This window comes from Pseudomonas cichorii (assembly GCF_003700275.1).
Taxonomy (GTDB): Bacteria; Pseudomonadota; Gammaproteobacteria; order Pseudomonadales; family Pseudomonadaceae; genus Aquipseudomonas; species Aquipseudomonas cichorii_B.
Map to the genome: position 1 here is coordinate 1 of NZ_RBRE01000055.1, position 16,626 is coordinate 16,626.

General features: G+C 59.6%; 14 protein-coding genes. 5 read left to right on the forward strand and 9 right to left on the reverse strand.

Annotation, left to right across the window (positions count from 1 at the left end; translation table 11 throughout):
- Nucleotides 1-1,475, forward strand: a 1,475-nt coding sequence (locus ALQ04_RS14850) for an RHS repeat-associated core domain-containing protein (RefSeq protein ID WP_147466600.1), incomplete at its 5' end; no start/stop codon positions are given.
- Nucleotides 1,476-1,535: 60 nt separating this feature from the next.
- Here ALQ04_RS14850 and ALQ04_RS14855 read toward each other — a convergent pair.
- A complete protein-coding gene (locus ALQ04_RS14855) occupies nt 1,536-3,059 on the reverse strand; it encodes a fumarate hydratase (protein WP_122316509.1) in 1,524 nt (507 codons plus the stop codon).
- Between the two features lie 186 nt (nt 3,060-3,245).
- On the opposite strand from ALQ04_RS14855, the gene ALQ04_RS14860 reads away from it, so the two are divergent.
- Complete coding sequence (locus ALQ04_RS14860) at nt 3,246-4,196, forward strand: iron-sulfur-binding ferredoxin reductase (RefSeq protein ID WP_122316510.1); 951 nt, start codon at nt 3,246-3,248, stop codon at nt 4,194-4,196.
- 4 nt (nt 4,197-4,200) lie between these two features.
- Here ALQ04_RS14860 and ALQ04_RS14865 read toward each other — a convergent pair whose 3' ends face one another.
- Together ALQ04_RS14865 and pyk are read right to left on the reverse strand one after the other, a co-directional pair.
- On the reverse strand, nt 4,201-5,487 hold the full coding sequence (locus tag ALQ04_RS14865; RefSeq protein WP_122316511.1) for a hypothetical protein: 1,287 nt from the start codon (nt 5,485-5,487) through the stop codon (nt 4,201-4,203).
- A gap of 206 nt (nt 5,488-5,693) precedes the next feature.
- Entirely contained in the window at nt 5,694-7,145 is a 1,452-nt protein-coding gene (pyk, locus tag ALQ04_RS14870; RefSeq protein ID WP_122316512.1) for a pyruvate kinase, read from the reverse strand.
- A 178-nt stretch (nt 7,146-7,323) separates the two neighbouring features.
- Between pyk and ALQ04_RS14875 the strand changes: the two genes are divergently transcribed.
- Together ALQ04_RS14875 and ALQ04_RS14880 are read left to right on the forward strand one after the other, a co-directional pair.
- Nucleotides 7,324-7,698, forward strand: a complete 375-nt coding sequence (locus ALQ04_RS14875) for a tol-pal system YbgF family protein (RefSeq protein WP_122316513.1) — start codon at nt 7,324-7,326, stop codon at nt 7,696-7,698.
- A 199-nt stretch (nt 7,699-7,897) separates the two neighbouring features.
- Nucleotides 7,898-8,257 carry a PilZ domain-containing protein gene (locus ALQ04_RS14880; protein WP_122316521.1) on the forward strand — a complete coding sequence of 120 codons (360 nt, stop codon included), beginning with the start codon at nt 7,898-7,900 and terminating at the stop codon, nt 8,255-8,257.
- Nucleotides 8,258-8,267: 10 nt separating this feature from the next.
- On the opposite strand, the gene ALQ04_RS14885 is transcribed toward ALQ04_RS14880, so the two are convergent.
- From ALQ04_RS14885 to ALQ04_RS14910, 6 genes are read right to left on the reverse strand one after another with little or no spacing between them, the layout of a single operon-like run.
- Nucleotides 8,268-9,611 (reverse strand): DUF58 domain-containing protein, encoded by a 1,344-nt coding sequence (locus ALQ04_RS14885; RefSeq protein ID WP_122316514.1) that lies wholly within the window; start codon nt 9,609-9,611, stop codon nt 8,268-8,270.
- Nucleotides 9,608-10,648, reverse strand: a complete 1,041-nt coding sequence (locus ALQ04_RS14890) for a MoxR family ATPase (RefSeq protein ID WP_122316515.1) — start codon at nt 10,646-10,648, stop codon at nt 9,608-9,610. The genes ALQ04_RS14885 and ALQ04_RS14890 overlap by 4 nt, the downstream gene beginning before the upstream one ends.
- Complete coding sequence (locus ALQ04_RS14895; protein ID WP_122316516.1) at nt 10,645-11,871, reverse strand: DUF4350 domain-containing protein; 1,227 nt, start codon at nt 11,869-11,871, stop codon at nt 10,645-10,647. Before ALQ04_RS14895 ends, ALQ04_RS14890 begins: the two co-directional genes overlap by 4 nt.
- Nucleotides 11,868-13,457, reverse strand: a complete 1,590-nt coding sequence (locus tag ALQ04_RS14900) for a DUF4129 domain-containing protein (protein ID WP_122316517.1) — start codon at nt 13,455-13,457, stop codon at nt 11,868-11,870. Before ALQ04_RS14900 ends, ALQ04_RS14895 begins: the two co-directional genes overlap by 4 nt.
- Nucleotides 13,444-14,424: a stage II sporulation protein M gene (locus tag ALQ04_RS14905; protein WP_122316518.1), complete on the reverse strand. Its 981-nt coding sequence runs from the start codon at nt 14,422-14,424 to the stop codon at nt 13,444-13,446. Before ALQ04_RS14905 ends, ALQ04_RS14900 begins: the two co-directional genes overlap by 14 nt.
- A complete protein-coding gene (locus tag ALQ04_RS14910; protein ID WP_122316519.1) occupies nt 14,421-15,146 on the reverse strand; it encodes an RDD family protein in 726 nt (241 codons plus the stop codon). The genes ALQ04_RS14905 and ALQ04_RS14910 overlap by 4 nt, the downstream gene beginning before the upstream one ends.
- A 159-nt stretch (nt 15,147-15,305) precedes the next feature.
- On the opposite strand from ALQ04_RS14910, the gene sbcB reads away from it, so the two are divergent.
- Nucleotides 15,306-16,626, forward strand: a 1,321-nt coding sequence (sbcB, locus tag ALQ04_RS14915; protein ID WP_122316520.1) for an exodeoxyribonuclease I, incomplete at its 3' end; no start/stop codon positions are given.

Genomic DNA, 16,626 nt, shown 5'->3' on the forward strand with positions numbered 1-16,626 from the left:
GTCAGGCGCTGGAATGGGATTTGCGCAATCAATTGCAGCAGATCACGACCGTGACCCGAGCCACCAAAGCCAGCGATCACGAACGCTATATCTACGATGGCCAGGGCCAGCGCTGCCGCAAGATCAACAGCGCGCAAACCTCCAGTCGCACATTGAATAATGAAGTCCGCTACCTGCCAGGACTGGAAATCCGCACCACTGCCGATGGCGAAATCCTGCACGTCATTACCGCCAAGAATGCACGGGTACTGCACTGGCAAGCCGGCCAACCAGGCGGTATCGCCAACGATCAAATCCGCTACCACATCAGCGATCATCTCGGTTCAAGTACGCTGGAACTGGATCAACAAGGCCAACTGATCAGCCAGGAAAGTTACTACCCGTTTGGTGGCACGGCGTGGTGGGCGGCACGCAGTGCCCTGGAGGCGAAGTACAAGACCGTGCGTTACTCAGGCAAGGCGCGCGATATCAGCGGGTTGTATTACTACGGCTTCAGGTATTACGCGCCGTGGTTGCAGAGGTGGATCAATCCAGACCCGGGGGGAACGGTCGGTGGTTTGAATTACTATCTAATGGTCGGCAATAACCCCGTCTGCAAGGTTGATCCAGAGGGATTGGCTCCTGTGCCTTATCAAGGGCGGGGCGATAAATATGAGCAGAAGTCCGCAAGTCGCAATGAGTCAATTGTGGCGCGAGGACGTATGCAGATAGCGCAGTTGACGCCACATAATCCGCTAAAAGTCGAGCAGGCTCTGGAGCTTGCGCATCTTTCCTACCAGGACGCAATTTCTGAGCTGGGCACATCGACACTGGGTGCCGATGCGAAACAGTTGGTCGCCGTTACCGTGGGCGCCGAGTCGTTAAACCACCTGCCGAGTCTGGTCGAAAACTACAGTTCTTTAAACAATATTGTTCAGAGTTATCAGGAAGGAGAACGCTATAACCAGTTTGCAGTGGTAACGGGCTCCATGGGGCACGCTTATGTGACACCGTCAGATCCGTATAAAAGAATATTTCTCTCGGATCACCTGCTTGAAAAGTACGCTTTGGGTACGGCGCTGGTCGTCAGCCATGAACTTTCTCACGTGCTGGAAAAAGACAATACAAAGGACTTTGCTTACCTGAATTCGACGTTCATCAAGGAAGCCCGAGCCAGCCTCAACAGAAAAGAGTTTAACGCTCATCTCGATCAGTTGGCACAGTCTTCTCAGGCATTGGTCGAGGGGCGCGAGAACGACTACATCTACTCACGTATTCAGGATGTAGCGCAGCGGGGCTTACTGAAGAAGGATGAACTCATGACGCTTTTCGATATCAATAGCGAGGCAGATATCAGGATGGAGCGCTTGAGCGATCCGGCTGTCAGGGCCAACATTCTTCGACGCAATGCGGACTCCCTGGCAACCCTTGGAATTTTCCTGGGCAGAAAAAGTATCATCACCAAGTTGAAATCCTGGGGGCAGTTTTATCCCTGATAAATGCTGCCCATAAAAAACCCGGCATTGCGCCGGGTTTCTTGAACGGGGAAGCCAGACTTACTGCACTTCCACCGCCAGGCTGTCGCTGATCTTTTTCTGCCAGATCTGCGGGCCGGTGATGTGGACGGATTCGCCTTTGCTGTCGACTGCGACAGTGACCGGCATGTCCTTGACCTCAAACTCATAGATCGCTTCCATGCCCAGTTCGGCAAAAGCCAGGACCTTGGATTTCTTGATCGCCTGTGCCACGAGGTAGGCAGCGCCACCCACGGCCATCAGGTAAACCGCCTTGTTGTCCTTGATCGCGTCGATGGCGGTCGGACCGCGCTCGGATTTGCCGATCATGCCCAGCAGGCCGGTTTGCTCAAGGATCTGGCGGGTGAACTTGTCCATCCGCGTCGCGGTAGTCGGGCCAGCCGGGCCAACCACTTCTTCGCGAACCGGATCGACCGGGCCAACGTAGTAGATGAAGCGACCCTTGAGGTCGACCGGCAGGGTTTCGCCCTTGTTCAGCATTTCGACCATGCGCTTGTGCGCAGCGTCGCGACCGGTGAGCATCTTGCCGTTGAGCAATACGGTTTCGCCCGGCTTCCAGCTCTGTACTTCTTCTGGCGTCAGGGTGTCGAGGTTGACGCGGCGGGCCGACGGGCCAGCTTCCCAGACGATTTCCGGGTAGGCGTCCAGCGGCGGCGCTTCCAGGGAAGCCGGGCCGGAACCGTCCAGAACGAAGTGCGCGTGGCGGGTCGCGGCGCAGTTGGGGATCATGCACACCGGCAGCGAAGCGGCGTGGGTCGGGTAGTCCATGATCTTGACGTCGAGCACGGTGGTCAGGCCGCCGAGGCCCTGCGCGCCGATACCCAGCTGGTTGACCTTCTCGAACAGCTCTAGACGCATTTCTTCAATGCGGTTCTGTGGGCCACGGGCCTTGAGTTCGTGAATGTCGATGGACTCCATCAACACTTCCTTGGCCATGACCGCAGCTTTCTCGGCGGTGCCGCCGATACCGATGCCGAGCATGCCTGGCGGGCACCAGCCAGCGCCCATGGTCGGAACGGTTTTCAGGACCCAGTCGACGATCGAGTCGGACGGGTTGAGCATCGCCATCTTCGATTTGTTTTCCGAGCCGCCGCCTTTGGCCGCGACGTCCACTTCGACGGTGTTACCCGGCACGATGGAGTAGTGGATGACCGCCGGGGTGTTGTCCTTGGTGTTCTTGCGGGCGCCTGCCGGGTCGGCGAGGATCGAGGCACGCAGGACGTTTTCCGGCAGGTTGTAGGCGCGACGCACGCCCTCGTTGATCATGTCGTCCAGGCCCATGGTGGCGCCATCCCAACGGACGTCCATGCCGACCCGCACGAACACGGTGACGATACCGGTGTCCTGGCAGATCGGACGATGGCCGGTCGCACACATGCGCGAGTTGATCAGGATCTGAGCCATGGAATCGCGGGCAGCGGGGGACTCTTCACGCAGATAGGCTTCATGCATGGCCTGGATGAAGTCAACGGGGTGGTAATAGGAAATGAATTGCAGGGCGTCTGCAACGCTCTGAATCAGGTCGTCTTGCTTGATCACGGTCATGCGGCGCGCTCCTCTGTAAGGACGGGAACATTCAATTACGCTATCGGCGTGCATCTGGCACAGCGGCACGAGCCAGAGTTGTCAGGGTAGCCGTAGCGGGCGCAAAAAGGCGCGGCAGTATAACCCGCCCTGAGAGCCAACCTGTACAATCGCGAGTATTTTCTGCACAGGGCCTGGAACTTTTCGATGCCTGAGATACATGTCGGCGACCGGCACTGGCCGGTGGCTGAGGCCAGTAATCTGCTCGATGCCCTGAATCAAGCGGGCGTTGCTGTGCCCTACAGTTGTCGGGCGGGCAGTTGCCATGCCTGCCTGGTGCGCTGTGTCGAAGGCGAACCGCAGGATCAGAAGCCCGATGCACTGGCCCCGGACAAGCGCCAGCAAGGCTGGCGTCTGGCATGTCAGTGCCGCGTGGTCGAAGACCTGACCGTCGAAGTGTTCGACCCCGCTCGCGATGGTTTGCCGGCCACGGTGTCGGGTTGCGACTGGCTGAGCCCGACAGTACTGCGCCTGCGCCTGGAGCCGGATCGTCCGTTGCGGTATCGCGCCGGGCAGCACCAAGTGTTGTGGACCGATAGCGGGATTGCCCGACCATACTCACTGGCCAGTCTGCCCGGTGATGACGGATTTCTCGAATTTCACATCGATTGCCGCCATCCAGGTGCGTTCAGCAATGCGGCGCGTCAGTTACAGCCTGGTGAGCGTATCCGTCTTGGTGAGTTGCGTGGCGGCGCCTTGCACTATGACCCCGACTGGCAGGAGCGCCCGTTGCTTCTGCTGGCTGCCGGCACCGGGCTTGGGCCGCTGTGGGGCGTGTTGCGTGAAGCGCTGCGTCAGGAACATCAAGGTGCCATTCATCTGCTGCATCTGGCCCATGAACACAGCGAGCATTATCTGGCTAGCGAGTTGCAGAGTCTGGCAAAGATGCATCCGCGCTTGCAGGTCCGGTTGGTCACGTCTGATGAACAGACTGCGGCTCTGGGCGAGTTGCGTCTGTTATCCCGCCAGGCCGTGGCGCTGGTCTGCGGCAGCACAGTCAGTGTCGAGGCATTTGCCAAGGCCTTGTATCTGGCGGGCGTGCCACGTAACCGGGTACTGGCAGATGCATTTGCCAGTAGAGGGTACGCAGGCACATAAAGCGTTATCCCAATACTCTCAAGACAAAGCCCTTGAACAATCCGCTGTCCGGGACGAAGGTTCCTGCCACCACGATGTTGCCGTCGTTCTGCACGGCAACATCGTAATTGAGGGTATGTCCAATGCCTGCCGAGATCCTGACCCAGCCTTGAGGGGCGCCGAACTGAGTGTCCCATACGCCCCGATTATCAATGCGTCCGACGACCACCTCCGAAGCGCTTCCCAAAGTACCGCCGAGCACGACGTTCAGACCCGAGCGGCTGTCCAGAGCGGCATTGTTCCATTGGCTACCTTGCTCACTGACTTCGTTAAACAGCGCTTGGCCACCGTTGAACGCAGGGTCCATCGAGCCGTCTTTATCCAGGCCCAGCAGCACCGATTTGACTGGGAATGCACTAGTGCTGCCGACCCCCAGAATATTGCCGTTGGACTCTCTGAGTATGTCCAGGCATTGGGCTGACAGGGCATCTGAGTTTTCGGGTGGAACGATGAAAATGCCATTTTCTCCAAAACTACTGTCCAGCGAGCCATTTGCGTTATAGCGAACCACCAGCGGACGAGCTTCAGAGGTCTGTGCATGTCGATAAGTGCCGGCGATGATGACCTTGCCGTTTTCGACATACAGAGGTCCAAGTCTGGTAAGCCCGTTCGGGAGACCCAGGGTCGCATAGCCCGTGCCATTGAAGGAGGTATCCAGCGAGCCGTCTGGATTCAGACGGAATGTGGCCGCGATATCACGGAAAGTGTCGCTGACGACGATTTTTCCATCCGACTGGAGCAGGGCGCTGACTGGAGAGGAAGCGTTTTGCAGCGTTTCGGGGTCGCGCGCAAAACGGGTGGGTTCAGTCGCGTTTTTTTCGAGCGGCAGGTCCAGGATGACAGAGCCTTGGTCACCGAAACTGGTATCGAGGCTGCCGTCGCCATTCAGTCGGGTCACCGCTCGGTAATCGACGATCTCGCTGATATAGACTTTCCCGACCAGCAGCAGTTTATCGTCTGTTGTGACAAAGGTTGCGGCGGCTGCCGATTCGAGGCCTGCCCTGAATTGGCCGAGTACGATTCCGGCATTGCCGAAGCTCCGGTCAGGTGTGCCGTCGGGGTTCAGGCGGGCCAGTGCATAGTCATTTTGGCCGCGATATCCGGATATCAACAGTTTTCCATCGGGAGCAAGGTGGACCCCGAGTACTGAGGATTCGAGCGTTTCTGGTCCAAAACTTGTAAACAGGATGCCTTTTTCAGCAAAGCCGGGATCAAGGTCGCCAGCGGCCAGCGGTGACTTTTTTGTATTCATGAGCTTATTCCTTCAAGTCTGCAGCGTTCATCCTGAACGCCGTATGTGATTGATTTCCGGGCGTCGAGCACCAGAAGAAATTTACGGTGCCATGAGGCAAACAAGGGGGCAACTGTCAGAAATGACAGGTCATGGACACGATCACTGCGCATGAAAAAGCCCCGGTCGCTTGCGCGCCGGGGCTTTTGCTTGCTGCTTGAGGTCTATCAGACCAATGGGTCGCCAACGTGCAGGATTTTCATGCCGTTGGTGCCACCGATGGTGTGGTAGCTGTCGCCCTTGGTCAGGATGACCCAGTCGCCTTGCTCGACCAGACCACGCTTGAGCAGTTCGTCGACGGCGGACTGGCTGACCTGGCCCGGCGGCAGGTTTGCCGGGTCGAACGGCACGGTGTAGACGCCACGGAACATGGCAGCACGCGCCTGGGTTTCACGGTGTGGGGAGAACGCATAGATCGGCACCGAGGAGCGGATGCGCGACATGATCAACGGGGTGTAGCCACTTTCGGTCAGGGCGATGATTGCCTTGACGCCGGGGAAGTGGTTGGCCGTGTACATGGCCGCCAGCGCGATGCTTTCGTCACAACGGGTGAACGAGTGACCGATGCGGTGGCTGGAGGTCTTGCCGGTAGGGTGCTTTTCAGCGCCCAGGCAGATACGCGCCATGGCCTGCACGGCTTCGATCGGGTAGGAACCGGCAGCACTTTCAGCCGAGAGCATCACGGCGTCGGTGTAGTCGAGCACGGCGTTGGCCACGTCGGACACTTCGGCGCGGGTCGGCATCGGGCTGGAGATCATCGACTCCATCATCTGCGTGGCCACGATCACCGCTTTGTTATGGCGACGTGCGTGCAGGATGATGCGTTTCTGCACGCCGACCAGTTCTGCGTCGCCGATTTCAACGCCGAGGTCACCACGGGCAACCATGACGGCATCGCTGGCGCGAATCAGTTCGTCGAGTACTTCATCGTTGGCAACGGCTTCGGCGCGTTCGATCTTGGCAACCAGCCAGGCAGTGCCACCGGCTTCGTCACGCAGCTTGCGCGCGTATTCCATATCCGCAGCATCGCGCGGGAAGGAAACGGCCAGGTAGTCCAGCTCCATTTCGGCAGCCAGCTTGATGTCCTGCTTGTCTTTTTCGGTCAGGGCCGGCGCTGTCAGGCCGCCACCGCGACGGTTGATACCTTTGTGGTCCGAGAGCGGGCCACCGATCAGCACGGTGCAATGCAGTTCTTCAGCGGTTTGCGTATCAACGCGCATGACTACGCGACCGTCGTCGAGCAGCAGCTCGTCGCCCACGCCGCAGTCCTTGACCAGATCGGGGTAATCGATGCCCACGATTTGCTGAGTGCCGCTGGTCAGTGGATGAGCGGTGGAGAAGGTGAACTTGTCTCCGACCTTAAGCTCTATTCGTTTGTCGGTGAACTTGGCAATACGAATCTTCGGACCTTGCAGGTCACCCAGCAGAGCGACGAAGCGCCCGTGTCTGGCGGCGATTTCACGGATCAGTCTGGCGCGAGCCTTGTGCTCATCCGGGGTGCCGTGGGAGAAGTTCAGGCGAGCAACATCCAGACCCGAAAGAATGAGTTGTTCGATGACTTCAGGCGAATTACTGGCAGGGCCAAGTGTGGCTACGATTTTGGTGCGGCGAACGGTCATGCACAAACTCCTTAATTGAAGCGCAGCGAGAGGCTACTCCTGTCCGGGGCTGTAGTCATTGTTCCTTTGCACTACCTGCTTGCAAATCGGCAGGGCAATCGGCTGATGATCGGTGCTAAATCTGCCCTGAAGAAAAAGGGCTGGAGGCCGATATCAAGGCACAGAACAGGAGACTCTCATGCGCATTCTAACCATTGTTGTATTACTGGCTGCGGTCAGCGGTTGCACCCGTTGGGCGATGAACGCCAACCTGAACGAGGCCTATCACGCGTATGATCGTGGCGATTGCGACAGTGTGATGCTGTCTCTGTCCAAGGTCGAGCGTCAGAGCCGCGAGCGTCCTTACGTCCTGCCGGAAGTATCGATGCTGCGTGGCCAGTGCCTTGAGCGCCAGAAGCTGTATATCGATGCGGTGCAGACCTATCAATTCCTTATCGCCAAATATCCATCGAGTGAATATGCATACCGCGCTCGGGCACGCCTGGACACCTTGTCGCAGCTGGGTCACAACCTGGGTGGACAGCCGGCGAAGCCCTTTCCTGCTTCAAAATGATTACACCCGATTGGGTGAAAAGTAGCGTTTTCGGGTGGATGTCAGAAGAATCTCGGCTAGGCTCTGTGTCAAGGGAATGAAATGTACAGAGCTAAACCTGTTTCAAGGGCTTTCCATGCGACATGAGTGGGTGGTAGTCGCAGGGAATTTGAATTATTTGCGTGCAGGATCACGCCCAATGGTTCAGAAGGCGGCTGAGATGCTAAGGAATCGAAGGATTGAACGTCACCAGTTGCAGGATTATCTTCAGGTATCGAATCGTCACACCGGAAGATCAATGGGTTGTCTGGGCAATGTCTCTGAAGAGGGACTGATGCTCATCAGTGATCTGCCATTGCTGGTGGGTGCAGTATTTGATTTGCGTATGAAGATGCCTGCCAATGAGAGCGGGCAAAAAATGGTCGATGTAAATGCCACGTGCCTGTGGTGTAGCGAAGATGAAACACCTGGAAATTACAATTCGGGTTTTAGATTGAACACGGTGCCTGACGGCTATCGTGATCTGTCTGATGCATTGCGTCAGTACTTCTGCTTCTACCTTGTGGAAGCCTCTGCCTGACGCAGGCGATTTACAGTGTTCCTGCTTTCTTCCAGCTCAAGTAACGAGTGACCAGTTGTGCGCCCAGTTCTGCTGGGCGCACATCCATGACCGGTATGTCCTGCGCCGCCAGGCGTTCATGCAGACCGGCTCTTGCATTCAGGAAGTCTATTGTTCCGCAGTAAGCCAGTGCCTGATCGTAGGTTTGCACCGACGATTGGCGCAGGCTGTCGAGCACTTCCTCGCGCAGGCTGGCGACCAGTACCCGGTGCTGGCGGCTGAGCTGTTTGACTGCTGCGGGCAACTCTTCATCGTCCTCATCGCGCAGGTTGGTCACCAGGATGATCAGTGCCCGGCGTTTCTGCTTGGCCAGCACCTGGCGTACTGCCGCGCTGTAGTCCGCGGCATGCTGAGTGCTTTGCAGGTCATAAACCTTGTTGAGTAGCAGGTTCAGCTGGCTCTGTCCCTTGATGGGTGCCAGATAGCGCGACTGCTCGCCGGCAAAAGTCATCAGGCCCACGGCGTCACCCTGGCGCAAGGCAACGTAGCTCAGTAGCAGGCAGGCGTTGAGCGTGTGGTCGAAATGCGACAGGTCGCCATCCTGGCTGCGCATGCGCCGGCCGCAGTCGAGCATGAGCAGGATCTGTTGGTCGCGTTCGTCCTGATATTCCCGGGCTATCGGGGTGCGGTGGCGGGCAGTGGCTTTCCAGTCGATCTGGCGCATGCTGTCGCCTTCGCGAAATTCCCGGAGCTGATTGAACTCCAGCCCCAGCCCGCGACGTTGCCGTTGATGGACGCCGATCTGGCTGAGCCAGTTATCCACCGCCAGCAATTGCCCGCCGTACAGCCGGGCGAAATCCGGGTAGACGCGGGTGCTGCCGGGCAATGGCAGATAGCGTCGCGCCGCCCACAGGCGCAGCGGGCTGGGCAGGCTGACTTCGCAGTGCTCGAAGACAAAGTGGCCACGGCTCAAGGGCCGCAGGCGATAACCCAGCTGGCCTTGTTCGCCACTGGCGAGGCTGATCGACTGCGGCAGGTTTTCAAATTTCAGGCCGTCGGGAAGGTGATCGAACACTCGCAGGTTCAAGGCGTGCGGATAGGGATGCTTCAGGTCCAGTCGCACTTCGCTCCAGCGCCCAAGGGCCAGACTGCCCGGTAGATGGCGTTGCACCTCGGGGGACGGTTGCCGGGCAAGCCGGATGACGTCGACCAGACTTGTGCCGATCAGGCCCAGCAACGCCCCGCAAAAAAGGGTGCTGACTTGCACGGGCACATCGATGCCCAGCGCTTTGAGGATGCCCAGCAACACGGCAATTCCCGCCAGCCCGCCCAGCCAGCGCAGGAATGTGAGCGAGGGCCTGAATGCCTGCTTCATAGGCGTGGTGCCGGAACCTGATCGAGCACTTGCTTGAGCACCTGATCCACTGAAAGGCCTTCGATATCCAGCTCTGCCGAGAGCCTGACCCGATGACGTAATACGGCCAGTGCACAGCCCTTGATATCGTCCGGGATGACGAATTCGCCACCACGCAACAACGCCCGTGCGCGTCCGCCACGCACCAGCGCGATGGAAGCCCGGGGACCGGCGCCCAGGCTCAGGCCCGGCCAGGTACGAGTACTGCGCGCCAGACGCACGGCATAGTCCAGCACCTGATCGTCCATCGGCAATTCACTGGCAATCCGTTGCAGCGCCTGCACCTCTCGGGCCTGCAGGATGACTCGCAGCGGTTGCACATCGAGCATGTCGGCGCGGGTCGAGCGCGTCACCTGGCGGACCATGGCCAGCTCTTCCTGAGTGTCCGGGTAGTCCATGCGCAGCTTGAGCATGAAGCGATCCAGCTCGGCTTCCGGCAGGGGATAGGTGCCTTCCTGTTCGATAGGGTTTTGCGTCGCCAGCACCATGAACGGCTGGGCAATCGGCAGCGCCCGGCCTTCAAGGGTCACTTGCCGCTCCTGCATGGCCTCGAGCAGCGCAGCCTGGGTTTTGGCCGGGGCGCGGTTGATTTCGTCGGCCAGCAACAGGTTGGTGAACAGCGGCCCCTTGCGCAACTTGAACTGCTCGGTCTGCATGTCATAGACCGCATGGCCGGTGATATCGCTGGGCATCAGATCGGGGGTGAACTGAATGCGCGCAAACTCCCCGCCAAAGCAGCGGGCCAGCGCGCGAACCAGCAACGTCTTGCCCAGCCCCGGCACACCTTCGAGCAACACGTGGCCACCGCCAATCAGGGCCGTCAGCACATCATCGATCACCGCACTCTGGCCGATCACGGCTTTGTGCAACTCGTTGCGCAAGGCCTGGGCCAGATGGCTGGCGCGCTGACGTTGCTGCGCCTGATTGCTTGATGTCGGCTCGGCGCTGACTTGGGTGTCATCGGGGGTGTGTGGTTGGTCGGTCGTTTGATCGCTCATAAGGCATTCCTGAGACTTTGCAGGTGGGCAACCTGACGGGTGAATTCGGCATTCGACATGCGTTGGCGGGGTCTTGGCCGCAGGGCGTCGCTGATGGCGCTGGTGGGCTGGCGGGTCAGGCGGGACAGAACCTGCCATTGGTCGGTGACTCCCAGTCGTTCAAAACCGGGATGGCGCAGGCGGGCGCGGCGCAGGATGTCCTGTTGCAGGCTTTTGAGCATGACCTGCTGGCCACTGCGGCGGCGCACGAATTCGGCACTGGCTCGCAGGTGTTCGGCGAGCTGTCGCCTGCCTCTGGCGGCGGGTGCCTGTAGCGGACCTTCGCGCAGGCCGACATGCCAGAGCGCCAGGCCGATCAGCAGTGCGAAGCTCGCCAGCGCCATCGGGAAGTTGCGCAGCAGCAGGCTCGGCAGGTTGTCATGGTCGGTCTGCAGCAGCAGGGTCACCGCGCTGTCCTGAGTGAGGTACCACAGCAGCCAGGCGTTGTCGTAACGGGCGATGGCGCGGTTTTTCCACAGGTCGGCATCGGTGATGACAGTAATCAGCCCCTGGCCATAGACCATTTGCAGCAGGTGCGTGGCATCGGCGCTGTTGGCCCAGGACTGGGCATGATCGTACGGGTCTTCCAGATGAAAGGCCGGGTTGAAACTCATGTAGGCCGGTTGTTTTTCGTTTTCCAGGTACAGACGGGTCAACTCTGGCCAGCGCTGGCTCGGCGTGCTGGTGCGCGGCGCCATCAAGGGGATGGACGGCTGGGGACGTGCCTGGTTTTCCAGGCGTTGCTGTTCCTTGTCCTGCTGTTTGATATCGCGGGTGAGGTATTGCTGAATCTGTACCTTGTCCAGCAACAGGTCGCCGCTACGGCCTTTTTTCTCGTCCCAGATCTGCTCGGCAACGAACAGCAGATGGCCACCCGATCTGGCCCAGCCCAGCAGTCGCTCGACCTGGGCGGGTGTCATGTTTTCGCGACTGTCGAGCAGCAACAACGTTTGCGGGTGCTGGCTGACATCGGGCAGCTCAAGCAGGTTGTGGGTCGATTTGACCGGTGTCGAGCGCTGGCGCAGGAAGTGTTCGGCAGCCAGATACGGATTGGCCGCCACTTCGGGAGAAGGGCCCTGGTCAATGACCTCTTCATAAGGCTCAAGGTGTTTGGCGGCATAGATACCGGCGAGCAGCAGCATGAGCACCAGCAGGCCGATGAGGATCTGCTTGCGCCGGGTCATCGTGGCGCTCCGGTGTCGAACAGGCGCCGCCAGCCATCGCAGAGTTCCTGCTGCAGATGCGCGGGAGGCAGGCGATGGCCGTAGGCAAGGTTCTGCCAGTGAGTGGTCAGGCTGCGGCTGAAATCGTTCAGCAATGGCTGGTTGAGTTTCGCCACGTGTTCCAGCACCTGGCCTTCGGTGTCGGCATGCTTGAGCGGCAGTCGATAGTCGTTCAGCAAACGGCTGAGCAAGCCGCGATACAACAGGCTCAGGGCTTCGCGCGGCTGGCTGGCCCACAGGCGCTGCGCGTGGCTGGCGATATCGTCAGGCAGACTCTGGGCGGTGACGGCCAGGCCGAACAGTTGCTCGGGGCTGTCGCGCAAGGGTTTGCGTTTGCCGATGTCTCGTCCGACGAAGGTCTTGAACCACTCGCGATAGCGCCAGATCAACAGGGTTACCAGAGCGATGGCGGTAGCCCAGAGCAAGGTTTCCAGTACTTTGGCGATGACGTTGGCCGACCTGAGCAGGTCGTTCAGCCATTTGAACGGGTTGTCGTCACCGCCAGCCCTGGCTTTGGGGGCCGACTCCTTGGGTTCCGGAAAGCGCCAGCCGCTGACGGTCTTGGGGTTCTTGAACGGCGGCTCTTGCAGCAGGCTGCGGATATCGTTTCTGGCCGCTTCGCTGCTCAGGGCCTGCCGGGTCAGGCGCGGGGTATCGGGCGCGGCCAGGGAATCAGCGGGGCCGGTTTGCTCTGTCTCCGGCAGCGGGCAACTGTAGGCGGAAGCTTCGTCTGCCCAGACCGAAGTGGGTGCAGCAGACAGCGCCAGACCGGCGGCGATCAGCACCACATAGGCGCTGCCGATCAGCCTTTGCCGCAAGCGTCGGAAAACCAGCTCGATATCCCAGGCTTCCAGAGTGGTGCGCCGATTGAGGTACAGGGTAAAGCCGCAGGAAACATAGATCGGTCCCCAGAACACCAGCATCAAGGCGTAGAGCGCATTGCTCAGGTGTTCCAGCCAGTTCCAGCTGCCGTCGACATTGAGCAGGCGGTACCAGCTCCAGTCGAGTTCGATCTGCCGGGGAATGAAGGCATAGAACAGCAGGATCAAGCCCAGCCAAAGGGCAAACTCCAGATGGCTGCCGACGATGGTCAGGCAGCGGGCGGCGCGCATGTCTTTCTGGCTGAGCAGCGCGATACGCTGGCTGCGTTCGATACCCGAGAGATTTTCCAGTTGCTGCACCGGCAGCAGGAAGCTGCGGCTTGGGCTCAGGCGGCGCCAGGTCAGGCTCGGGATCAGCTGGTTCTTGAGCGTTGCCGGCCAGGCCTTGAGCGCCTGCTTTAGCGTCGGCGCGGGGCCGAACAAGGCCCGGGAAAGAATCAGCAGGGCTAAACGCTCATAGGCGGGTTTGAGCCACCAGAACAGAATGAAGACCAGTGAAGGGTAGTCCCACAGCAAGAAGCTGAGCAGGGCGAAGACTGGCAAGGTGACCGCTGCCCAACTGCCCATCAGCAGCGTGCGATGTTCGCGTGCCAGCAGCACGCCCAGATCTATGGCTTCCCAGGGATTGCGCGGGCGTATCGTGACGCTGGCATCAGTCAGGCGCATGAGCGGTCCGTCCTGCCAGGGTCAGATAGGCAATCACCAGTATCCACAGCGCTGCGCCCACCAGGTATTTGATGAACGGTTCGGGCCAGGTCATCGATGACCAGTAGGCTTCTATAAAGGCTGCAATCAACAGCAACAGAATGACGCCGCCGATCATCTGCACGCTGGTTCTGGCTGCCAGGCGCAGGGCTTCGCTGCGGCTCAGGCGCCCCGGCGCCAGCAAGGCCCAGCCCAGTTTGAGGCCCGCGGCGCCTGCCAGGGCGATGGCGGTCAGTTCAAAGGCGCCATGGCCGATCACGAACGACCAGAATGTCTGGCCGAAACCGATCTGGGTCAGGTGCCCGGCAACTGCGCCGATCATCAGGCCATTGAACAGCAGGAAGAACAGGCTGCCGAGGCCGAACAGCAAACCGCTGGCGTAGGTCTGAAAGGCGATGCCGATGTTGTTCATGATGTAGTAGCCGAACATCATCCAGTCAGCACTGGATTCACGCTCCAGCGCCTGGCCGATGCGTCGCGCCGCCGGGTCGTACATGTTCTGCATGTCGCTGACCTGCGCCGGGCTGACAATGCTGTAGATCAGGTTCGGGAAAACATACACCAGCAGGCCCATGCCGATCAGGCTGACGAAGAACAGCAGGCTGGCGACCAGCACGAAGCGCCATTCTGCCCGCACCAGGCGCGGGAACCCGGCGAGGATGAAGGTCAGGAACTGCGCAGCGATGTTGCTACGGTGGCGGTAGAGCTGCTGGTGGCCGCGCATTGCCAGTTGCTGCAGCGGGTCGATCAAGTGGCTGCTGTAGCCACGCTCACGGGCCAGGGCCAGTTGCTGGCAGATGCGTCGGTAATCACTGGCAAAGGTTTCGCCGGAGGCGGGATCGCGCTTGCCGCTTTCGAGTGCATCCAGGCGCTTGCCGAAAAGCTGCCAATGGGCCTGATGTCGCGCTTCAAACAGGCTCTGCTTCATGTCGGCCCCAACAGGCCGCGGGCGAGGCCATTGATGTGCGCCACTGCCTTGTCGCGCGGCACGTGCAAAGGCCCGGCGAGGATGGCCGCCAGTTCCTCGGTGCGCGCTGCGGAGAGTTCGCCCTGGCGCTCCGCAAGATCCATGAGTGCACGTTGCTCGTCCAGAGTGAGGGTGAACGGCGCAATGACCGGCTCGGCCTGTGGCAATACGGGACGCTGGACCGGTGTGTCGCGATAGATCACACAGGTGCCGGCTGCCAGGTCGCCCAGGCGCTTGAACAGTGGATGACTCAGGCAACTGACAGCGCCGAGGCCGTAGCCGAAAGGCAGCATGTCGACGAAGCGCAGCAAGTTGCGTATCAGCGACGCGGCCCAGCCGATCGGCGTGCCGTCGTCCTGCACCACGCGCAGGCCCATCAGGCGTTTACCCGGCGTGCTGCCCTGATTCAGGACTTCAAACAGCACCATGTACCACCAGTTCACCAGAAACATGGCGATGGCGCCCAAGCCCGTGCCGAGTTTGTCGAACAGCCGGAAAAACATGATCAGTACGCTGATGGTCAGTGCCCGGATACCGAAGTCGATGCCGAAGGCCAGCGCGCGAGGCAGCAGGCCGGCAGGGCGCATGACCAGATCGATGCCTTCCGGGGTCTCGATCCCGATGCGGGTATCCAGTGGCGCGGGCGGCGCTGCATTCCTTGGCGGGGCTGGAGGCGATGACATTGTCGGGAGCAGTGCACCTGAGAGCGATCTGTGATGCTAGCGAGCACGGCAGAGGTACGCAACCTGGCATTCCCGGCTTTATGGGGTAACAAGGCTTTATTCGCCACAGGCATGCCTGACGACCTACACTTTGCAGTGTCTTTTGTTCAGGATCAGCCCGTGACCTCCAGCATTTTCTGGTACGACTACGAAACCACCGGTATCAATCCGCGCAATGACCGTGCATTGCAGATGGCCGGCATTCGTACCGACTTCGACCTCAATGAAATCGCCGTCCCCGTCAATCTGTACTGCCAGCCCAGCGACGACATCCTGCCTCATCCGGCCGCGTGCGTGATTACCGGGATCACTCCTGAGCGGCTGGCTGAAAAAGGGCTCTGCGAAGCGGATTTCATGACCCGTGTGCATGCCGAACTGTCGGCTCCGGGGACGTGCGGTTCAGGCTACAACACGCTGCGTTTCGATGATGAAGTGACCCGCTACAGCCTCTATCGGAATTTCTTCGACCCCTATGCCCGTGAATGGCAGGGCGGCAACAGTCGCTGGGACCTGATCGATGTGGTGCGGGCCGCCTATGCATTGCGTCCGGACGGGATTGTCTGGCCGCAGGAAGAGGGCAGGGTAACGCTCAAGCTGGAGCGCCTGACGGCGGCCAACGGTATCGATCATGGACATGCTCATGATGCGTTGTCGGATGTGCGGGCAACGATTGCTCTGGCACGTTTGATTCGAGAGAAACAACCCCGGCTGTATGACTATCTGTTTGCTCTGCGCAGTAAACAAAAGGTTCAGGAACAGATTCGTCTGATGCAGCCATTGGTGCATATTTCAGGACGCTTTTCCGCAGCCCGCCATTATCTGGGAGTGATATTACCCCTGGCCTGGCACCCGCATAATCGTAATGCACTGATTGTGTGCGACCTGCATCTCGATCATTCGCCGTTGCTGGATGAGGACGCCGAAGTTCTGAAGCAGCGTTTATATACACGCCGTGAGGCGCTGGCTGAAGGTGAATTGCCGGTACCGCTCAAATTACTGCATATAAATCGATGCCCGGTGATTGCGCCCCTGAGTGTCTTGCGCAGTGAAGATCAACAACGCTTGCAGCTGGACATGTCGGGCTATCAGGAGCGGGTGCAACGACTCAACGAAAGTCGTGAACTTTGGCAGAATAAATTGCCTGCGGTGTATGGCAAGGAAGATTTCACGGCCACTGAAGATCCCGAGCAGCAATTGTATGATGGCTTTATTGGGGATCGTGATCGTCGTCTGTGCGAGCAAGTACGTTGCGCCGAGCCGGAACAACTGGCCCATGATGCATGGCCTTTTGACGATGCGCGCCTGCCGGAATTGTTGTTTCGTTATCGCGCTCGTAACTTCCCGGAAACCTTGAGTGACGAAGAGCAACAACGCTGGCGCAATTTCTGTCAGGCAAGGCTGCGCAGCCCGGAATCAGGGGCTCCCAATACCGTGCAAAGTT